Consider the following 16536-nt stretch of genomic DNA (forward strand, 5'->3'; position numbering starts at 1 on the left):
GGTTCTTGCCAACCAGATGCCGGAAACGCTCGTCGTCCGGATGCCCCGCCACCGCCGTATCGCCGAGCATCGTTTCGGGGCGCGTCGTCGCCACGGTGATGAAGGTTTTCGGATTTTCCGGATCGAAGACCGCGCCCTCGACGGGATAGCGGAAATGCCAGAGATTGCCGTTGACCTCCTGCTGCTCGACCTCCAGGTCGGAAATGGCCGTGAGCAGCTTCGGGTCCCAGTTCACAAGGCGCTTGTCCTTGTAGATCAGCCCTTCCTTGTAGAGCGTGACGAACACCTCGAGCACCGCCTGCGACAGGCCCTCGTCCATGGTGAAGCGCTCTCGGCTCCAGTCGGCCGAGGCACCAAGCCGCTTCAGCTGGTTTAAGATCGCGCCGCCGGATTCGGCCTTCCACTCCCAGACTTTCTCGATGAACTCATCGCGCGTCAGGTCGCGGCGGTGGATCTGCTTCTCCATAAGTTGGCGTTCGACCACCATCTGCGTGGCGATGCCGGCATGGTCCATGCCGGGCTGCCACAGCACGTTCTTGCCGCGCATGCGCTCGAAGCGCACCAGAATGTCCTGCAGCGTGTTGTTGAGCGCATGGCCCATATGCAGCGAGCCGGTGACGTTCGGCGGCGGGATGACGATGGTGAAGGCTTCGGCCCCCTCCTCGGCGCCTGCGCCGGCACGAAACGCGTCGGCCTCTTCCCAGATTTTAGCGATCTTCGGCTCGACGGTTTTGGCGTCGTAGGTTTTTTCGAGCATGGAAAGGCGTCCGAGCTGTCGGGATTGTTGGGTTTGGTGTAAATCGGAAGGCAGTTGGCAAGTCAACCGGCCGCAGATGGCATGGCCAATAGATAGGGGCCTCATAGTTCGAGGCAATTCGCATAAGCGATCCTCCATGCAGCCAAGCCTCTTGACCGGCGATCGCGAACCGCAATACCTTGCCAACGCTGCTGTAGGGCGCATCGGCTACCCGCCGGAGGGGCATTGCCCGCCTACGACACCTTAACCCTCACCGCGCCCAAGCCGAATTTCGAACATGTCGAATTTCGAAAACTTCAGGAAACAGGCCAAGCTCCACCTGCGCTGGCATCGCGAGCGGTACTATCCCGTCGCGGCTGCGATCGGGTCGATACTGCCGCGTTTGCGCCATCTGACCGATCGCCAGATCCTGGATCACAGCTTCAAGCTTGCTGACGCCCAGGAACTGGTTGCCAAGAAGGCTGGTTTCGAAAGCTGGCAGGCGCTGAAGAAAGGCCTTCAAACCATGACCGACAGCACGACATCCGATGCCGAAAAACCCTTCCTTGCCTTGGCCGAGCCGCAGCTTTTTGTCTGCGACATCGCTGCCGCCCGTGCGTTCTATGAACAGAAGCTCGGCTTCACGACGCGCTTCACCTATGGCGAACCGCCCTTCTATGCCCAGGTCTTTCGCGACGGCGCGCGGTTGAATCTGCGCCATGTCGACAAGCCTCTGTTCGACAACGGCTTAAGAGCAAGAGACGACTTGCTGTCGGCAACCATCGCGGTCGACGCCATCAAGCCGCTGTTCCTGGAGTACCAGGCGGCTGGGGCCAGCTTTCATCAGACGTTGCGGACCGAACCGTGGGGCGCCCGCACCTTCATCGTGGCAGATCCCGACGGAAACCTGATCGCCTTTGCCACATCGGTTGAAAGCGGTTGAGCTCCCAGGCCAACGAGACCGCCGCCGCGGTGGTGGTCTCATCCGCTGTCGGATTTGTTACTGCGCGCCGCGCGCCACGCGTTCGATTTCCTCGCGCACCAGCCGCTCGACCAGCGTCGGCAGATTGTTGTCCAGCCAGTCTTGCAGCATGGGCCTGAGCATCTCTTCGGCCATCTCGTCGAAGGTTTTCTTGCTGCGGCTGGCGAACGCATCGGAAAGCTCGCCGAAGGCGGCGGCGACCTGCCGGCCCGTATGTTCGGAAAGGATCGCCGGACGAGCCGACGATGCCTCGTTTGTCGCCGGGCGCGCCAATCCGCTTTGCGGCGGAGCCGGCTCGAAAGCAGGTTCGGCCGCGTCCTCGAAAACCTCGGCCTTCGGTTCGGCATCCGGCGCCAGTCGCACTTCAGCCCTGTCCGGCTTGGCCGCGGTCATCGCTTCGCCGACTGCGGCGATCTCACGCCGCCAGTCGGCAACGATGCTGTCGGTCGTTTCCGCAACCGTTGCCGTCGCATCCGGCTTGGCGGTCGGGGCCGGCTCGCCAGCGACCCCGGCAAGCGTCACGGGAGCTTTGAGCGGAGCCGGATCGGAACGCACCGGCGGCTCCATGCGCGCGACGACGGGCTCGGCGGCCGATGGAGGCCTCTGCACCTCAGCCAGCGTGGCCGGCCTTCTGGCGTCAAATCCCGGACGCAATTCGGCGCGAAACGCATCCACCTCCGGCGGCGTCCCGCCTGCCCCCGACGGCGCCCTGCCTGCCTCCGGCGGCGCCCCGGCCACCGGTGCTGGCACAGTCACCGACGCCAAATCCTGCAGCAGGTCGTCCGCTTCGTCCGGCTGCTTGCGACCGGTATCATTGTCCTCGATGATCCTCCTGATGGAAGCCAGTATCTCTTCCATGGAAGGTTCGCGTTGCACGCTGCTTGCCGTCGCCATCGTCACATCCGCCGCCCTTGTGACTCGTTGCAGATTTCCAGTCCGGCCACGCCGGATTCGAATCATGGCAACAGCGTAACCGACGGATCGCCTTACGAGAATCCCCAATCTGAGGGTGTGTTGGATTTCAACAGATTAGAGCCCGCGCATTCCTTGGGAACGCGCGGGCTCTAATGCCGGAAATTGGGCGGAATTTGGAACTGGTGGAGCGATTAGCGGCCGTCTGGCGTGCGCAGGCCGATCCACTTGTCCTTGACCGCATTGTAATGTTCTTCAGGTCTGTATTTCGTCACCTGAAGGGCGAGGCGATCGACCGAAAGGCGACCGACCGCCGACAGGATGGCATAGCTCGCCACCACCAAATCGCGTTCGGAACTGGCCTGGTTGATCTTGGCGGTGATGAGAGTGGCCTGCGCGTTGAGAACGTCGAGCGTGGTGCGCTGGCCGACATTGCGCTCCTCGATGACGCCGCTCAAGGCAAGCTGCGCGGCGGCGATCACCTGCCTGTTGGCTACGACGGTTTGCTGAGCGGCGGTATATTGCGTCCACGCCGAGGTCACGGCTTGCCGCACGGTGTCGCGGCTTACATCGACCTCGATCCGCGCCTGGCTGAGTGATTCCTTATTCTGGCGCACCGTCGCCGAGTTCCGTCCACCGGAATAGATCGGTATAGTCAGCGTGGCGCCGATGCTGGCCGAATTGGTTGTGCCATCCCGCCCCTGCCCGGGATCGAAGCGCGGCACGGTGTTTTGATAGGCGCTGGAAACGCCGGCGGAGGCCGAGAGCTGCGGCAGCAGCGCGCCTTCGGCCGATTTCACCGAAAATGCCGCCGCGTCGACCAGATGCTGGGTGGCGAGGATGGCGGGGTGCTCAATGGATGCAATCGCGATTGCCGCGTCGAGGTTCGACGGCAACAGCTTCGACAGCGGCGAAGCGGCCCTGAGCCTGCCTGGCTCATCGCCGACGATCTGGCGATAGGTCGCAGCGCTTGCCAGCGCCTGGGCGCGGGCGGCGGCCAGTTCCGCCACGGCGGACGAGCGCTCGGCATCGGCCTGCGCGACGTCGGTGCGGGTGCCTTCGCCGACTTCGAAGCGCGAGCGCGCCGCGCGCGCCTGCTCGGTCAGGAATTGCAGGTTCTGCTCCGTCAGCACCGCCACTTGCCGATCGCGAATCACGTCCATGTAGGCGCTTGCCGCGTTGAACAAGATATTCTCTTCGGTGTTGCGCAGGCTCTCGACCGAGGCGCGGACTCGCGATTCAGCGGCGGCGACATTGTTCTTGGTCTGAAAGCCGTCGAACAGGGTCTGGTCGATCTGGACGCCAAAGTTACCCGTGGTCAAACGCGTGCTTTGGTTCACGCCGGGTACATTGCCGCGGGCATTGAAATGGCTGCTGGAGTAGTCGATGCTCGCGGAGCCGGTGATGGTCGGGCGCCACCCCGACTTGGCGATGGCGACGCCCTCGTCGGTGACGCGGACGCCGGCACGAGCCGAATTGAGCGAGGAATTGTTCTGGTAGGCCTTTGAAAGTGCACCAAGGATGGTTTCCGCCGAGGCGGCCACCGGAGAAAGCGCGGTCGCGGAAACAAGGACGGCGGCAAAAAGACTCTTGCGTAAAGACGGCACGTTATTCCCTCATTCGTTTTGCATGGGAACCGCACCGCGCCGGCTTCTCTCATTCGAGCAGCCGGCGCGGTGTGTTTCAGGTTCCCTGCTGTCAGCCCCCAAGAGTACCCCAGTCATGCGGATCAGCAACGATTGTTCAAGCGCAAGCGAACATGACAACGCCTCTGCTGCAAGCCAAAATCATTCAGAACTCAAACGCACGGATACGTTCAAATCCCGGTAGTGGCTTAATTGCCGCATTAAATGCCCCTCTTCCGGTTACAACCCCCCCTGTTTTAAGAAACAAACGGGCCACACCCGAATTCCCCTGCCCTTCGACGGCGACGAGACGGCCGCCCTCAGCAAGCTGGTCGAGCAGAGACGCCGGCACTTTCTCCACGCTGCCGCCGATGAAAATAACATCGTAGGGCGCCTCCGCGGCATGGCCTTCCGGCAGCGATCCCTTGACCACGCTGACGTTGTCGCAGCCCAGCGCCGAAAGCGTCGACATGGCGGTCTCGGCCAATGCCGGATCGCTTTCCAGCGCGACGACCGACTTTGCCAGCCGCGACAGGATCGCCGCCGCATAGCCGGTGCCGCAGCCGACATCGAGAGCCGAATCGCCAGGGTCGATTTCGGCCAATTGCATCAGCTTGGCCAGCGGCGAAGGCTCCATGAGATAGCGTGGGCCATCCGCTCCATTGGCAATGCGGATGTCCTCGTCGATATAGGCTAGATCGCGCTGAACGGGGGCGACAAAGGCCTCGCGCGGCACGACCAGCATTGCGTCGAGCAGCGGCGCGCTGGTCACGTCGGTGGTGCGGATCTGGCCATCGACCATTTTCACCCGGCGTTCGGCAAAATCAGCGCTCATGTTCCAACCAATCTGCCCAAACCAATCCGCTTGCCGCGCCGGGACCGCGGCTCATTTCGACCGGAACTCGAGCCCCCTGGCGCTGGTGCGCGGGAGCTTGGGCAATTGGAGGCCTCGCCCGGAATCGAACCGGGGTGCAAGGATTTGCAGTCCTCTGCGTAACCACTCCGCCACGAGGCCTCATTGCTCCCGGCGTTCCACCCGGTTCCAATAGGTTGCGGCGAAAATGCCGTCAAGCGGCCATGGTGCATTCCGCACGGTTTCCTCTGGGCCATGATGCCACGTGTCGAATCGTCGATACGCATGCTGCAATTAATACATTAGTTAACCGTTAAGTACGGAATATGGCAAAGAGAAGCCTGGGGCCTGGACCCTACGTCGGGTAAGCAGAAGGCTCCGCCATTCTGAAGGAGAATTGCGAGGGCCGGGAAAGCGCTCCGGGCATTAGCCGGGGCTGAGTCGGGCTGGAAAGACGCCCCCCTCACAGAGGCTTGCCACGTCGTCAGTTCGGCCGCCGCCGCCGCTCCCACCACACGACGAGCCGGCGCCGATGGCGGCGCACCAAGGCAAACTCGTAGGAGAGCACCAGCAATCCGATCGGAATCATCCAGAAGCCCAGGATCGGCAGGAAGCCGAGAATGCCGCCGAAGATCAGCACGACGCCGATCGCAATCCTGAGGCCGCGCGAGCGCGGCATGGTGAATTGACGGCCGAAGACCGATATTTTCCGTGCCGGTGGATGGTTGTGGCTTGCTGCGCTCATGTCTGGTTGGTGGTCCGTTCGGGCAAAGTAAAAGCACCAGCTGACGAATGCCGCAACCACCTTTTCGGTTCCGCGCAGCCCGTCAGACGGCTCATATGAGGACGCGCGCACATGATTGCGAGAAGTCGTCGCGCGAAAAAGCGCCGAAAAATACGAAATGCTTCTTTGCAAAGCCGAAACGGGTTTGCTATAGGCTGCGCCACTCACATGAGAGCGTCTGTTCCCCGGTAGCTCAGTGGTAGAGCAACCGGCTGTTAACCGGTTGGTCGCTGGTTCGAATCCGGCCCGGGGAGCCAATTTCCACGCATACCCATTGAAGCTATCAGGAAATGGCAGCCTCCCCGCCGAAGCGGGGTGCGGTGATGCGGTCAGTCGGCATAAAAAGCCCGCGCCGTCGCCGGCACGGGCTCTGTCAACATCTCAGCTCGCCGAATCAGTAGGGCGAATTGCACTGCTGTCGAGGTCCGTAGTTGGGCTGGAACGTATTGTCGGACGCGCGGTAACTGCGGTACCGGTCGTAACACCACTCGACATGGGCGTCGCCACGATTAACACGGTTCTGGTTGTTGTTGATGATCGCACTGCCGATCACCGCGCCGGTGGCGAATGCAGCCAGCGGGAACCAGTAGTCGCCATGACGGCGATGGCCGCGACGGTACTCACGATAACCGCGATGGCCGTTCCAGTGGGAGCCATCGTGGCGCGAAAATTTGCGGTTTTTGCGGTTGTGGCGCTTCCCCCACGGATTATGGTCAACCGTCTGCACATCAGTCGAAACGGACGGCGCTTGCGGCAGGAATACCTGAGCTGCGTCAGCAGGCACTGCTATGGTGGTCGCGAACGATACCGATAACGCGACCGCTAGCAAACCCGACATGATCTTGTTCATGATCTCTCCTTAAACGAAAGTTGAGGCTCAGTTCCCTAAAGCGAATGTTACAGGCCACCTTACTATTTCGCCGCCTTTTATCAAAGACAAAAACCGTGAAACCGGGCTAGTCTTGATAAAGTGGCGAAGTATGGTCAACCGCGATTTAATCCAGTTTAATATAGCCGTCGTAAAACACGAGTCTCGTCCGGCATTACAGCCGAGTGGCCAGATCGTTAGCAGCCGGTATGTCTGAGACCGGCCACGACTCACCGGACAGTCACCGCAAATATGGCGGCGTAGCCTGCCACGAGCGAGCGGATCCTATAGCTTTGGAAAGAAAAATCTCATGACCAAAGTCATGATCGCATATTGGAGCAGCACGGGCGTTCTGCGCCTGTTGTACGCAGCCGGACCCTGATGTATCTCGCCCAGCTCGGGACAGGATCGGAAGCATCGAGGTGCGCCTGCTATGGCTAGACCCGGCGAACTTCCGCGATCACGCCATAATCAATCCGGCGAATTTTGCTACTCTTTCTTCGTGGCGAACCCCAACGCCGCTTGGCCGGCGCCAACCTAGGCAACCCCACCTTCCCCGCCCCCTGCGGCGCCGGCCATCTTTCGCCAGGCACTACATCGGTTAGGCCGTCACGCCACCACGACCGGTTTTCGGTGCCGTCATCCAGGGCATAGCTGCAGAGACGTCCGCTAGGATTTTGGCCGATCTGGCGAAGCCGGCAAAAGCTTCGCGTGCAACTGAAATGGGAACTTGGCTATCATAAGCGCGCTGGCAAGCTCGGAACGCCGTGTCAAAGATTGGCCCTCTACGGTTCTTCGGCCATTCCTCCAGGAACTCGAAAGCATCAGCCAAGCATCCGATTTCCTCCACCATAAACGCCCCTTTCTTGACGAAAACAGGCCGGTCGAAAGTCCTGTCGTTCATTAGAACCTCCATTCAACTGAACGAGTGTTTGAGCTTCCACGAGAGCCGTGAGCGACGGCTGCGGGAAAATATGTGAACAGCACTTTTTGCTGTCAAGGAAGGACATCAATTTGGGGATTGAAGCAAACTCATCGTAAGATTGAGACTGCATGCGGATCTACAGCAGGCTCTCACAACAGCAGAAAGCCCGCGCCCTCGGGGAGAGGACGCGGGCTGATCGGGGCCACCGATCTCGCAGCATTTGTATGAGGGGACAATACGATGCTGCTGGCGTTTAAACTTTCGTGGCGGGACAGTGTTCCATTCTCAAAGGAAAAACCGCAGGCTCATGTTCGAAGATTGGTCGCTGTGGAACGCGTACAGTGCTCCGCCTGGTCAATTCGCCTGGAACAAAATTTCTTGGAGGTGGTTCCCCCCCTGAAGGGACAGACTTTTCGAAGGAGATTATCTCATGAAAAAAGTTCTGATCACCAGTATGCTGGCCATCGGCGTTGGCTGTGGAGCAGCACTTGCTCAGGAACAGCAGCCGGCCGAAATCCAACCGGGCGCCGGCACCGGTTGCGCACCCGGCTCGGCCGATTGTCCGAAGGGCTCGAAGATGGGCGAACAGACCCAGGGCGAGACCGGTACCGCCACCGAGGAGCAGGCTCAAGGCAAAGCGAAGGTGCGGACCGATGAGCAGGCTCAGGGCAAGGCCGGCGCAACCACCGAGCAACAGGCGCAGGACAAGGGGAAGGTCCAGACCGAGCAGCAGACCCAGGGCGAGGCTGGCACCACAACCGAGCAACAGGCGCAGGACAAGGCCAAGGTCCAGACCGAGCAGCAGTCCCAGGGCGAGGCCGGTACCACCACCGAGCAGCAAACCCAGGGCAAGACCTCCACTCAGCAGGATGAGACCTCGACCGGCTCGATCGAGAATGTGACCGTTGAACAGAAAACGGAAATCACCCAGGTCCTGAAGGAGGAGAAGGTCGAACCGGTTTCCGACATCGATTTTGACATCTCCGTGGGCATCGAGGTCCCGCGGCAGAAGGTCAGACTGCATCGTCTGCCACCGCGAATTGTCAAGATCGTCCCGGCTTACGAATCCTACGAGTATTTCGTGTTGGCTGATGGCCGAATCGTCATCGTCGACCCGGATACGCTCAAGATCGTCCTTATTCTGACCTAACGCCCTTGTCGGGCGTGAAGGGGGCTCGCCGCACCCGCGGCGGACCCCTCACCATTCATCGTTTGAAGGTGGAGGGCCACTCATCGGACGGCGACAGCCATTTACGTCGCCAATACACCCCGCTGTTCAAGCTGGCGGGCATTTTGCGTGTCGAGGACCCTTCCGGCCGAACCCTCATCGATCATCCCTCGACGGTGCCTTCATCAACCCCGGGCAGGACTTCAGTCTACCGGCTGGCAGACCATGGGCTGGCACAGGCAGTGCTTTGGTCCGGGGCTGCTATCGCAAAAGCCCCCAATAGGGGAGTTTCAGGAACCGGGCTCCGGCAGGCGTCGTTGCGATGCCGACCCCCCTGACAGGAGGCTGCAATGGACCACAGCATTCAGCAGGCACGTTGGCTGCTTTTCCCGGTATTTGGCTTGGTGTTCGGGGTTGCGGCCGTTGGGCTTATTATCGGCTGATGGGACCCGATCGATGAAGGCAACACGCTTGCGCAGCAATGAGTCCCTTCCTGCGCTAGCGAGACCCACCGGTTTCTCCCCTGAGACCGGTGGGCCTTGACATCGCCTTGTGATGGCGGAAGCGTGACAAGTCGGTGCAGCGCACAGAGGATTGGCTCGGAAACAATAGGCATAATGCAGCGCAGACCGTAACGGTTAGAGGATATTTCTAACGTGACATTGGCAAATTTATTGATGACGCCTGTCGTGCGGCGACGAAGGCTTCGCGTCGCCATTTGCCTCGCTGCATCGACCTTGGTTCTCGTCATGAGCCCCTACCGTGTGGGACAAGACCGCCTATCCCTGACGCTCAGCCCGCAGGTCGCCTGGGCACAGAATGGTGGCAACGGGAATTCCGGAAACGCTGGAAATTCTGGAAACGCCGGAAACTCCGGGAATGCTGGAAATTCTGGGAACGCTGGAAATTCTGGAACCCCCGGGAATTCAAACTCCAACGGCGCGGGCAAGGGCAAATCAAAATCACCGAAAGACAATCCCCCCGAAGATGCGGTCACCGCGGTAAACCCCGGCAACAAGCCAAAACTATATATCAATGCGGCCACTGGAGACCGGATCGAAGTGCACGGGCCAAGTGTGGGTGTGGTGCATTCCAACGGGCTCAGCGAGCGCATCGACGGTCGCCATTATGAAATGCGGGATGCCATGGGCCGCACCATCATTCGGCGGCAGGCAACGAACTCCGATCGGGCAAGACTGCTCGCCATGATCGAGTGATGACCAGTTCACGGGCCGCAAGGCCCCATTTGCTTCAGGCAGAATGGGGAACAGGCGAATGCTGACGCTCGGTGGCGTCGCGCAACGTCATCGCAGCTTCGGTCCGGTTGCTCACGTTGAGCTTGGAAAGAATGCGCGTCATGTGGTGCTTTATGGTTTTCTCGTGCAGGTTCAGCTGAAGACCGATCCGTTTGTTGCTCAATCCCGCGGCAACGAGCGTCAGGATCTCTCTTTCGCGACTGGTGAGTTCGGCCAGCACGTCGGCTTTCGCCGTCGTGGTTGATCGGGTAGACAAGTCGACCAGCACACGCGCCGACAATTGCGGGCAAACATATCTTTCGCCTAGCGCCACCGTGCGCAGTATGGCGGCCAGGGTTCTCGACCCGACACCCTTCAGGACATAGCCTCGTGCCCCGCTCTGCAAGGCGGTCACGACGTCCTGGTTCTCCTCCGAAACCGTCAGCATCACAATTTTCAGATCCGGGTGTCGCTGCAGAGCCGGCTCGATCGCACTCAGGCCCCCTCCAGGCACCGAGATGTCCATCAGGAGAATATCGAGCTGCTGGTCTTCCGATATCCGCAGGGCGTCATCTCTGCTGCTGCCTTGCGCAATAATCTCGAAGCCGCCGATCTGCTCGAGAGTGCGCACGACGCCTTCCCTGAACAGCGGGTGGTCATCGATGACGGCGAGTTTTATGGCTGCTGGCATCACGCCTGTCCCATCTCAACTGTATTGAGAACCATTTTCACCATCGTGCCATTTTGTGAAGATGTTACGGCAAACTGGCCACCGAGGCTTTCTACCCGCTCACGCAACCCGACGAGCCCCAGCCCTTCAGGGTGGACGATCTTCGGGTCAAAACCGGGGCCGGTATCAGAAACCTCGATAAAAACGCGCTCCCCGTCGAAATGTTTCGCGACCGATTGGCCGGCACCTCCGGCGTGGCGGAAACCGTTGTTCAGCGCCTCCTGGATGAAGCGAAAGAGGCAGATCTTGGCCGCTGGCGACAAGGATGTGTGCCCCCCGGTCATGGACAGCATCACTTTGACGCCGGTCCGCTCTTCGTGCGCTCACACGGCAAGCTCGAGTATTTCGGTCAGCTCGGCATTCTCGACATGCGGCAGCACAAGGCCCTTGCTGACATTCCTGATTTCTCGCATCGCGTCGTCCAAATTGGCCTTGATGGCCTGCAATTCGCGTGCACGCGCCGCAGCCGGCGTGGCGGGATCGGCAAGCACGGGACTGTCAATGCCCAGTGCAGCGAGGGCAACCAGTTGCGCCGGCCCGTCATGCAGGTCCGCGCCGATCCGCCTGAGGTAACGTTCGTTAAGCGCCGTGGCGCGCTGCGAAGCACGCTGCACCCGCAATCTCAACATCCGGTTTTGAGCAAGCAGATCGGAAAGTTCGGCAATGCGCTGCTTCAATGACCGGCTCTGGGAACGAATCGTGCGGCTGCCGCGAAAGACGATCGCCGAAAGCCCGAGGAAAAAAATTGCGGTGACGGCAGCGACATCGAGCCAGGTTCGGACGAGTGCCTGCCGGAGGTTCGTTTCAAAATCGGTGGCGATCTCATAAAATTCCAAAACAGCCACGACTTCGCCCGACCACGGCTGAAGTACCGGATTATAGATTTCAAGAAGATGCAAGCCGCTGTCCCGCTCAGCCTGGCTATCCAGGTCATCGAGTTTGTCGAATTCAGCGACCATGTCGCCTGCGAATGCGGCCCGGAGATTGTCGCTGGGTGGAAAGCGCTTCCCGACCAAATCTTTGTTGGTCGAATAGAGGATGGTTCCGTCGCGGCGCCAGAGCTTGAAGGATTGGAGCCTTTTGCCGAGCGCGCCTTGCCCCAGCGTTTCATCCAGCGCATGAGCAACGCTCTCCTCCAGCACTTCGCTCCTGCGCATGTCGGGGAGCAGCGGCGCGATAACGCTGTCGACGTAGAGAGCTGTCGCAGAAGCCGAGTTCCGGGTGACCGCGGCTTCTATCTGGCTTGTCACGGAAATTCCCACCACGATCATCGCCGACAGCGAGAATAGTCCGCCCGCGAGCAGAAACTGAGTGGCCAGCGACAGTGCGTTCCATCGATCGATCAGTCCTGTCGCTCTGTATGGCGCCATATCCCCAACGGCCCAGTCGGCGGCGCGTCGCGCCAGCGGCGCGATTCGAGAGAACCGGCCAATCTGTTGTCGAACGACGCTAAGCGACGCCATCTTTGATCTGCAACTGATCAATCCCTAGGGAACTTAGGGCTTTACAGACTGGACGGAAACCACACCCGGCGGTTTTTTCGCATAAGCTCCACTGCCCTCGTTGAGCGAGGCAGCAAAGCCATGAAGCGCCAGTTCCGATGCTTTCGATCTCCCCGGCACAGATGGTGCAACGCCTGATCGCCAATCGCGGCGGAAGGTGCGGCGTATTTTTCACTTCTGGTCGCGCAATGCTCTCACCGCTTGAGTGAGCGTCATCCGATCGTTACCGTTCTTTTTGATCAGCCTACTGACTTGGCTCGGCGAAACGCCATTTTCTCGCGCGAAATGTTCCACCTCGTAGTACTCGTCGACCGACAGGCGCCTGCGGTCGAGGAAGTCTTGGTTGCTTTTCTCGTCGGCCATTTCCTTTCTCCTGGCGAGTTTGACACGGGTGAGAAATGTCGGTCGGAAGCGGGCTGCCGAATGAGGGTGGCGGCCACCCCTCTCCATGAACTCGTCCCGTAAATTTGCGCCGAACGAGTCCGGGCAATCGCGGTTCCGGACCGCTCGACATCCGGCCCCATTGCGCGCAGCAGATCAGACTTAAGTCCAACGGCAGGGCCTCACGGATCGGACCGAAGCCCAGCCAAGGAACGTTTGCAGCGGTCTCATGTTTGAGGGAGTCTAGCGCGAAGAATGATGCCAAGAGAGCTCACATAAGGAGGCAACCATGAAAATGCGTCTTTCCACTGCAGCCGCCGGATTTCTGCTATTGGCAGGTGTCGGCACCGCTGCCGCTCAGGACGTGATCATCGCGCCTGAGCAGGAGACCGTCATTAGGGAATATGTGGAAAAGCAGCCGCTCGCATCGGTGGAGCTCCCCGGGGTGGAACTCAATATCGGCTCAACGCTACCCGATACGGTCGAGCTTCATGAAGTTCCCGACGTCGAATACCGGTACGTTGTCGTGGACAATCGGACCGTTGTCGTTGATCCAGGCACACGCAAGATCGTCAAAATCATTCAGTGACCTGAACGAGAGGGAGGAGACGCCCGCCGCTTCTAAACGAGCGGCGGGCGACTATGTTATGGGCAGCGTCAAATGAGAACAATCAGCAGACTCTTCGATTCCCGCGACCAGGCAGCGCGTGCCGTTGCCGCGCTTCAGGCGGCAGGAGTTTCTCACGAACAGATCAGCGTCATCGGACCCTACGACGACGAAATCGGCGCTGTCCTGCGCGGTCCGGGCGGTGCCGCCCTTGGCGCGGCAGCTGGTCTGTTAATCGGCCTGTGGACTTTTGGAACCACCGGCATTGATCCTGTCGGAGCGGCGGCTGGCCTGACTCTCGTCGGAGGAGCCTGCGGCGGCTTTGCTGGTGGGCTTCTCCAGACACTCGCCAAAAAACCGGGTGAGCCCAACCTTGTTCAAGGAGTTATTCTGGTGATGGCGCATGTCGACGAAATCCAGGCCGATACGGCGCAGGCGGCGCTCGGAAGTCCCGTTCCCGTAGAGCAACTCGAGGCCACGGCCGGGTGAAATGCGCCGGGTTGGCGCGCTGACGACGAAGCGCGTTCAGATCGGCAGTTCTCGCTGGACCATCAATTCCCCTCTGACGGTTCACGAGACGGCAAGCGTTTGCTCAACCAGATTGACGTAATAGCGCATCACAGTCGGCACGATTTCGTCGTTGAAGACATAGCGATCGCCGTGCAGGCCCTCGCCGGGGCCGACATCGCCGGCGCCGATCCACACGTAGCAGCCGCCGGCCTCGCGGATCATGAAGGCGAAATCCTCGCAGCCCAGGCTCGGGCTGAACTCGGTCGAGACGTTATCCCTCCCGACGGTTGCGGCGGCCGCCTTGACGGCGCGAGCTGTCGCGTGGGCGGTGTTGATGAGCGGCGGATAGCCCTTCTTGTAATCGAGCGTGGCCTTGAGCGAATGGGCCGCGGCAATGCCCCGGGCGATCTCGTCGATCAGCTTCTCGCAGTGATCGGAATGATCGGGTTCGAAAAACCGGCAAGTGCCTTGCAGCCAGACCCTGCCCGGCACGATGTTGCCGACATTGCCGCCATGGATCTGTGTCAGGCTGACGACCAGCGCGCTTTGCGGGTCGACCGAGCGGCTGACGATGCGCTGAACGGCCTGGACAAACGCGCCCGCGGCCAGGATCGGGTCGTCGCCGAGCTGTGGCATGGCGGCATGTGCGCCAAGACCTTCGAAAGTCAGCTCGAAATTGTCGACCGCCGCCATCTGCGGTCCGACGCGAGCGGCGATCGTGCCGAGCCTGACCCCCGGCCAGTTGTGGACGGCATACATCGCCTCGACCGGGAAGCGCTTGAACACGCCGTCTTCGATCATGCGCATGCTGCCGCCTTCGTTTTCCTCGGCTGGCTGAAAGATGAAATAGACGGTGCCATCGAAGGCACGGGATTGGCTGAGCAGTCTGGCGGCGCCGAGCAGCATGGCGGTGTGGCCGTCATGGCCGCAGGCGTGCATCACGCCCTCATTCCTGGAGGCATAGGGCAAGCCGGTCCTCTCCACGACCGGAAGCGCGTCCAGCTCGGCGCGAAGACCGATGGCGCGTGTGCCCGTGCCGCTGCGCAGGATGCCGACAACACCGGTGCCGCCGATCCCCTCATGAACCTCGTCGAAGCCGAAGGAGCGCAGTTTCTCGGTGACGAAGCGTGCGGTTTCGTGCTCGTTGAATCCGAGTTCGGGATTGGAATGGATGTGGTGGCGCCAGGCTACGACCTCTGGCGTCAGGGCGGCGATGGGGTCATTATGGAGCACGATGCTCTCCTTCTACGCCGGCAACGGGGGCGGTTTGATCGGAATCACGATTAGAAGGTCGCACAAGAGGCGTCTTGAACCAGATTGACCGCAGTAGGGACGAAAGACGTGCACGCGAACGAAACCAGTAAATACTGGCGTCATCCCTGCTTCCCTGACCTTGGCCTGTTCAAGGCGCGCTTCACGCAGCATCGTTACGAGTTGCACACGCACCCCACCTATGTGATCGCGCTGATTACTTCTGGCTGCGAACGCATTCGCATCGGACGCCACAGCGTTGTCGCTCCGGCAGGCACTATTGCCGTCGTCAATCCCGAGGAGTGGCATGACGGGGAACAAGGTGCTGATGAAGGCTGGGCCTACCGGACCTTTTATCCCTCGGTGCCGCTGATGACGGCGGTCGCGCGCGAGCTGGGAGGCGACGGCGCTCCGATTTTCTCGCACGCGATCATCGAGGACGGCGGTCTCGCAACAGCGTTGGCGGCGGCGCATGAAGGCTCGACGTCCCAGGACGCGACGCAGGCCGAAGCGTCGCTGCTCGTCGCCTTGAGGCATCTCATCGTTCGGCATGGCGATTGGGGCGGGCTGGCAGAGGAGGTCGAAAGCTCGGGATCGTGGCAGAGGTTCTCGCTCTACGAGAATCTTGTCGAAAGCGAACTTGGCTCGCAACTCAACCTGCAGCGGCTTGCCGACGCCGCGCGCGTGACCCGGTTCCAGGTCATCCGGGATTTCAAGAAGGCGATTGGCCTGACGCCCGCAGCCTATATCCGCGACCGGAGACGGCGTCGCGCCAGTTCCTTGATCGAACAGGGGCTCGGCCTCGCCGATGCCGCCATTGCGGCAGGTTTCGCCGACCAGAGCCATCTTTCCCGCACGTTCCGGGCTGCGCATGGCATGACGCCTGGCATGTTCAGGAGAGGCGCCTAAGCCTCGCGAAAGGAGACGCTTGCGCGCGGATATTTGCTGCGCGATGGTGAAGCTGGGCTTGGGAGGAATCATGCGAAAAATCCTGGTATCGACGACGCTGCTGCTCGCGGCCTCGCTATTTGCGAATGCCGCTCAAGCGCTGGACAGCAGCGGGACGCCGGTTGTCGTGTCTCCACTTGCCTCACGCACGGAAACCGCCTCCGGCCAGCCGATAGTGCTGCCGCAGAAAAACGTGCAGGTCCTGGTTTCGTCCTTTGAGATCGCGCCGGGCGCGACCTTGCCGGTCCACAAGCACCCGTTTCCCCGCTATGCCTATGTCCAGGGTGGAACGCTTCAGGTCACCAATGTCGAGACCGGCAAGAGCAACACATACAAGTCAGGCGATTTCATCATCGAAATGATCGGGCAGTGGCATCAGGCCACCAATGTCGGCGCCGATCCGGTGAAGCTGCTGGTCATAGATCAGGTCGAAGAAGGCACCAAGAACACGGTGTTGCGCCAGTAGCTGGCATTTCTGAACACAGCGTCCGTGGCGGACCCTTACAGCCCGCCACAGAG

At 60.7% G+C, this 16536-nt stretch carries 17 protein-coding genes, 2 tRNA genes and 1 pseudogene; 8 read left to right on the forward strand and 12 right to left on the reverse strand.

Annotated features, from left to right (window positions below):
- Nucleotides 1-757: class I tRNA ligase family protein (locus EOC93_RS09290; RefSeq protein WP_164759097.1), on the reverse strand; the 757-nt coding region annotated here is incomplete at its 3' end.
- Nucleotides 758-1034: 277 nt separating this feature from the next.
- Between EOC93_RS09290 and EOC93_RS09295 the strand changes: the two genes are divergently transcribed.
- On the forward strand, nucleotides 1035-1679 hold the full coding sequence (locus EOC93_RS09295; RefSeq protein ID WP_127204444.1) for a VOC family protein: 645 nt from the start codon (nucleotides 1035-1037) through the stop codon (nucleotides 1677-1679).
- A 57-nt stretch (nucleotides 1680-1736) separates the two neighbouring features.
- Here the strand turns inward: EOC93_RS09295 and EOC93_RS09300 are convergent, their stop codons facing one another.
- The 5 genes from EOC93_RS09300 to EOC93_RS09320 form a co-directional block, all read right to left on the reverse strand.
- Nucleotides 1737-2612 carry a PopZ family protein gene (locus EOC93_RS09300; protein ID WP_095485484.1) on the reverse strand — a complete coding sequence of 292 codons (876 nt, stop codon included), beginning with the start codon at nucleotides 2610-2612 and terminating at the stop codon, nucleotides 1737-1739.
- A gap of 212 nt (nucleotides 2613-2824) precedes the next feature.
- The gene (locus tag EOC93_RS09305) at nucleotides 2825-4237 is read right to left on the reverse strand and encodes a TolC family outer membrane protein (RefSeq protein ID WP_127204445.1); all 1413 of its coding nucleotides are present in this window, start codon (nucleotides 4235-4237) and stop codon (nucleotides 2825-2827) included.
- A 184-nt stretch (nucleotides 4238-4421) separates the two neighbouring features.
- Entirely contained in the window at nucleotides 4422-5090 is a 669-nt protein-coding gene (locus EOC93_RS09310; protein ID WP_127204446.1) for a protein-L-isoaspartate O-methyltransferase, read from the reverse strand.
- 106 nt (nucleotides 5091-5196) lie between these two features.
- Nucleotides 5197-5270 (reverse strand) — tRNA-Cys (locus EOC93_RS09315).
- A gap of 322 nt (nucleotides 5271-5592) precedes the next feature.
- Complete coding sequence (locus EOC93_RS09320; RefSeq protein ID WP_029353198.1) at nucleotides 5593-5853, reverse strand: hypothetical protein; 261 nt, start codon at nucleotides 5851-5853, stop codon at nucleotides 5593-5595.
- A 221-nt stretch (nucleotides 5854-6074) separates the two neighbouring features.
- Here EOC93_RS09320 and EOC93_RS09325 point away from each other — a divergent pair.
- Nucleotides 6075-6149 (forward strand) — tRNA-Asn (locus EOC93_RS09325).
- A 137-nt stretch (nucleotides 6150-6286) separates the two neighbouring features.
- Here EOC93_RS09325 and EOC93_RS09330 read toward each other — a convergent pair.
- Nucleotides 6287-6742 carry a BA14K family protein gene (locus EOC93_RS09330; RefSeq protein ID WP_127204447.1) on the reverse strand — a complete coding sequence of 152 codons (456 nt, stop codon included), beginning with the start codon at nucleotides 6740-6742 and terminating at the stop codon, nucleotides 6287-6289.
- A 619-nt stretch (nucleotides 6743-7361) separates the two neighbouring features.
- Complete coding sequence (locus EOC93_RS09335; RefSeq protein ID WP_095485598.1) at nucleotides 7362-7664, reverse strand: DUF982 domain-containing protein; 303 nt, start codon at nucleotides 7662-7664, stop codon at nucleotides 7362-7364.
- 451 nt (nucleotides 7665-8115) lie between these two features.
- On the opposite strand from EOC93_RS09335, the gene EOC93_RS09340 reads away from it, so the two are divergent.
- Both EOC93_RS09340 and EOC93_RS09345 read left to right on the forward strand, forming a co-directional pair.
- Nucleotides 8116-8835 (forward strand): DUF1236 domain-containing protein, encoded by a 720-nt coding sequence (locus tag EOC93_RS09340; protein WP_127204448.1) that lies wholly within the window; start codon nucleotides 8116-8118, stop codon nucleotides 8833-8835.
- A 674-nt stretch (nucleotides 8836-9509) separates the two neighbouring features.
- Nucleotides 9510-10070 (forward strand): hypothetical protein, encoded by a 561-nt coding sequence (locus EOC93_RS09345; RefSeq protein WP_127204449.1) that lies wholly within the window; start codon nucleotides 9510-9512, stop codon nucleotides 10068-10070.
- A 34-nt stretch (nucleotides 10071-10104) separates the two neighbouring features.
- Here EOC93_RS09345 and EOC93_RS09350 read toward each other — a convergent pair whose 3' ends face one another.
- From EOC93_RS09350 to EOC93_RS09360, 3 genes and pseudogenes are all read right to left on the reverse strand, one after another.
- Nucleotides 10105-10779 (reverse strand): response regulator transcription factor, encoded by a 675-nt coding sequence (locus tag EOC93_RS09350; protein ID WP_095485519.1) that lies wholly within the window; start codon nucleotides 10777-10779, stop codon nucleotides 10105-10107.
- Nucleotides 10779-12188, reverse strand: a pseudogene (locus EOC93_RS09355) (sensor histidine kinase). The gene EOC93_RS09350 and the pseudogene EOC93_RS09355 overlap by 1 nt, the downstream one beginning before the upstream one ends.
- A gap of 303 nt (nucleotides 12189-12491) precedes the next feature.
- Nucleotides 12492-12683, reverse strand: coding sequence for a DUF3606 domain-containing protein (locus EOC93_RS09360; protein ID WP_095485520.1), 192 nt, complete (start codon nucleotides 12681-12683; stop codon nucleotides 12492-12494).
- 307 nt (nucleotides 12684-12990) lie between these two features.
- On the opposite strand from EOC93_RS09360, the gene EOC93_RS09365 reads away from it, so the two are divergent.
- Both EOC93_RS09365 and EOC93_RS09370 read left to right on the forward strand, forming a co-directional pair.
- On the forward strand, nucleotides 12991-13290 hold the full coding sequence (locus EOC93_RS09365) for a DUF1236 domain-containing protein (RefSeq protein ID WP_095485521.1): 300 nt from the start codon (nucleotides 12991-12993) through the stop codon (nucleotides 13288-13290).
- 72 nt (nucleotides 13291-13362) lie between these two features.
- Nucleotides 13363-13797: a hypothetical protein gene (locus EOC93_RS09370; RefSeq protein ID WP_126106200.1), complete on the forward strand. Its 435-nt coding sequence runs from the start codon at nucleotides 13363-13365 to the stop codon at nucleotides 13795-13797.
- 81 nt (nucleotides 13798-13878) lie between these two features.
- Here EOC93_RS09370 and EOC93_RS09375 read toward each other — a convergent pair whose 3' ends face one another.
- The gene (locus tag EOC93_RS09375) at nucleotides 13879-15051 is read right to left on the reverse strand and encodes an amidohydrolase (RefSeq protein WP_127204450.1); all 1173 of its coding nucleotides are present in this window, start codon (nucleotides 15049-15051) and stop codon (nucleotides 13879-13881) included.
- 108 nt (nucleotides 15052-15159) lie between these two features.
- Here EOC93_RS09375 and EOC93_RS09380 point away from each other — a divergent pair, with 108 nt between their 5' ends.
- On the forward strand, nucleotides 15160-15978 hold the full coding sequence (locus tag EOC93_RS09380; RefSeq protein WP_127204451.1) for an AraC family ligand binding domain-containing protein: 819 nt from the start codon (nucleotides 15160-15162) through the stop codon (nucleotides 15976-15978).
- 70 nt (nucleotides 15979-16048) lie between these two features.
- Nucleotides 16049-16483, forward strand: coding sequence for a cupin domain-containing protein (locus tag EOC93_RS09385; protein WP_127204452.1), 435 nt, complete (start codon nucleotides 16049-16051; stop codon nucleotides 16481-16483).
- The last annotated feature ends 53 nt before the right edge of the window (nucleotides 16484-16536 follow it).

The sequence above is a fragment of the Mesorhizobium sp. M6A.T.Ce.TU.002.03.1.1 genome, assembly GCF_003997275.1.
Classification (GTDB): domain Bacteria; phylum Pseudomonadota; class Alphaproteobacteria; order Rhizobiales; family Rhizobiaceae; genus Mesorhizobium; species Mesorhizobium mediterraneum.

Bases quoted from the DNA above. Each gene is read 5' to 3' on its own strand.
- EOC93_RS09360 (WP_095485520.1), bottom strand. From the start codon at position 12,683: ATGGCCGACGAGAAAAGCAACCAAGACTTCCTCGACCGCAGGCGCCTG.
- EOC93_RS09350 (WP_095485519.1), bottom strand. From the start codon at position 10,779: ATGCCAGCAGCCATAAAACTCGCCGTCATCGATGACCACCCGCTGTTC.
- EOC93_RS09310 (WP_127204446.1), bottom strand. From the start codon at position 5,090: ATGAGCGCTGATTTTGCCGAACGCCGGGTGAAAATGGTCGATGGCCAG.
- EOC93_RS09320 (WP_029353198.1), bottom strand. From the start codon at position 5,853: ATGAGCGCAGCAAGCCACAACCATCCACCGGCACGGAAAATATCGGTC.
- EOC93_RS09385 (WP_127204452.1), top strand. From the start codon at position 16,049: ATGCGAAAAATCCTGGTATCGACGACGCTGCTGCTCGCGGCCTCGCTA.
- EOC93_RS09335 (WP_095485598.1), bottom strand. From the start codon at position 7,664: ATGAACGACAGGACTTTCGACCGGCCTGTTTTCGTCAAGAAAGGGGCG.
- EOC93_RS09370 (WP_126106200.1), top strand. From the start codon at position 13,363: ATGAGAACAATCAGCAGACTCTTCGATTCCCGCGACCAGGCAGCGCGT.
- EOC93_RS09295 (WP_127204444.1), top strand. From the start codon at position 1,035: ATGTCGAATTTCGAAAACTTCAGGAAACAGGCCAAGCTCCACCTGCGC.
- EOC93_RS09300 (WP_095485484.1), bottom strand. From the start codon at position 2,612: ATGGCGACGGCAAGCAGCGTGCAACGCGAACCTTCCATGGAAGAGATA.
- EOC93_RS09330 (WP_127204447.1), bottom strand. From the start codon at position 6,742: ATGAACAAGATCATGTCGGGTTTGCTAGCGGTCGCGTTATCGGTATCG.
- EOC93_RS09365 (WP_095485521.1), top strand. From the start codon at position 12,991: ATGAAAATGCGTCTTTCCACTGCAGCCGCCGGATTTCTGCTATTGGCA.
- EOC93_RS09340 (WP_127204448.1), top strand. From the start codon at position 8,116: ATGAAAAAAGTTCTGATCACCAGTATGCTGGCCATCGGCGTTGGCTGT.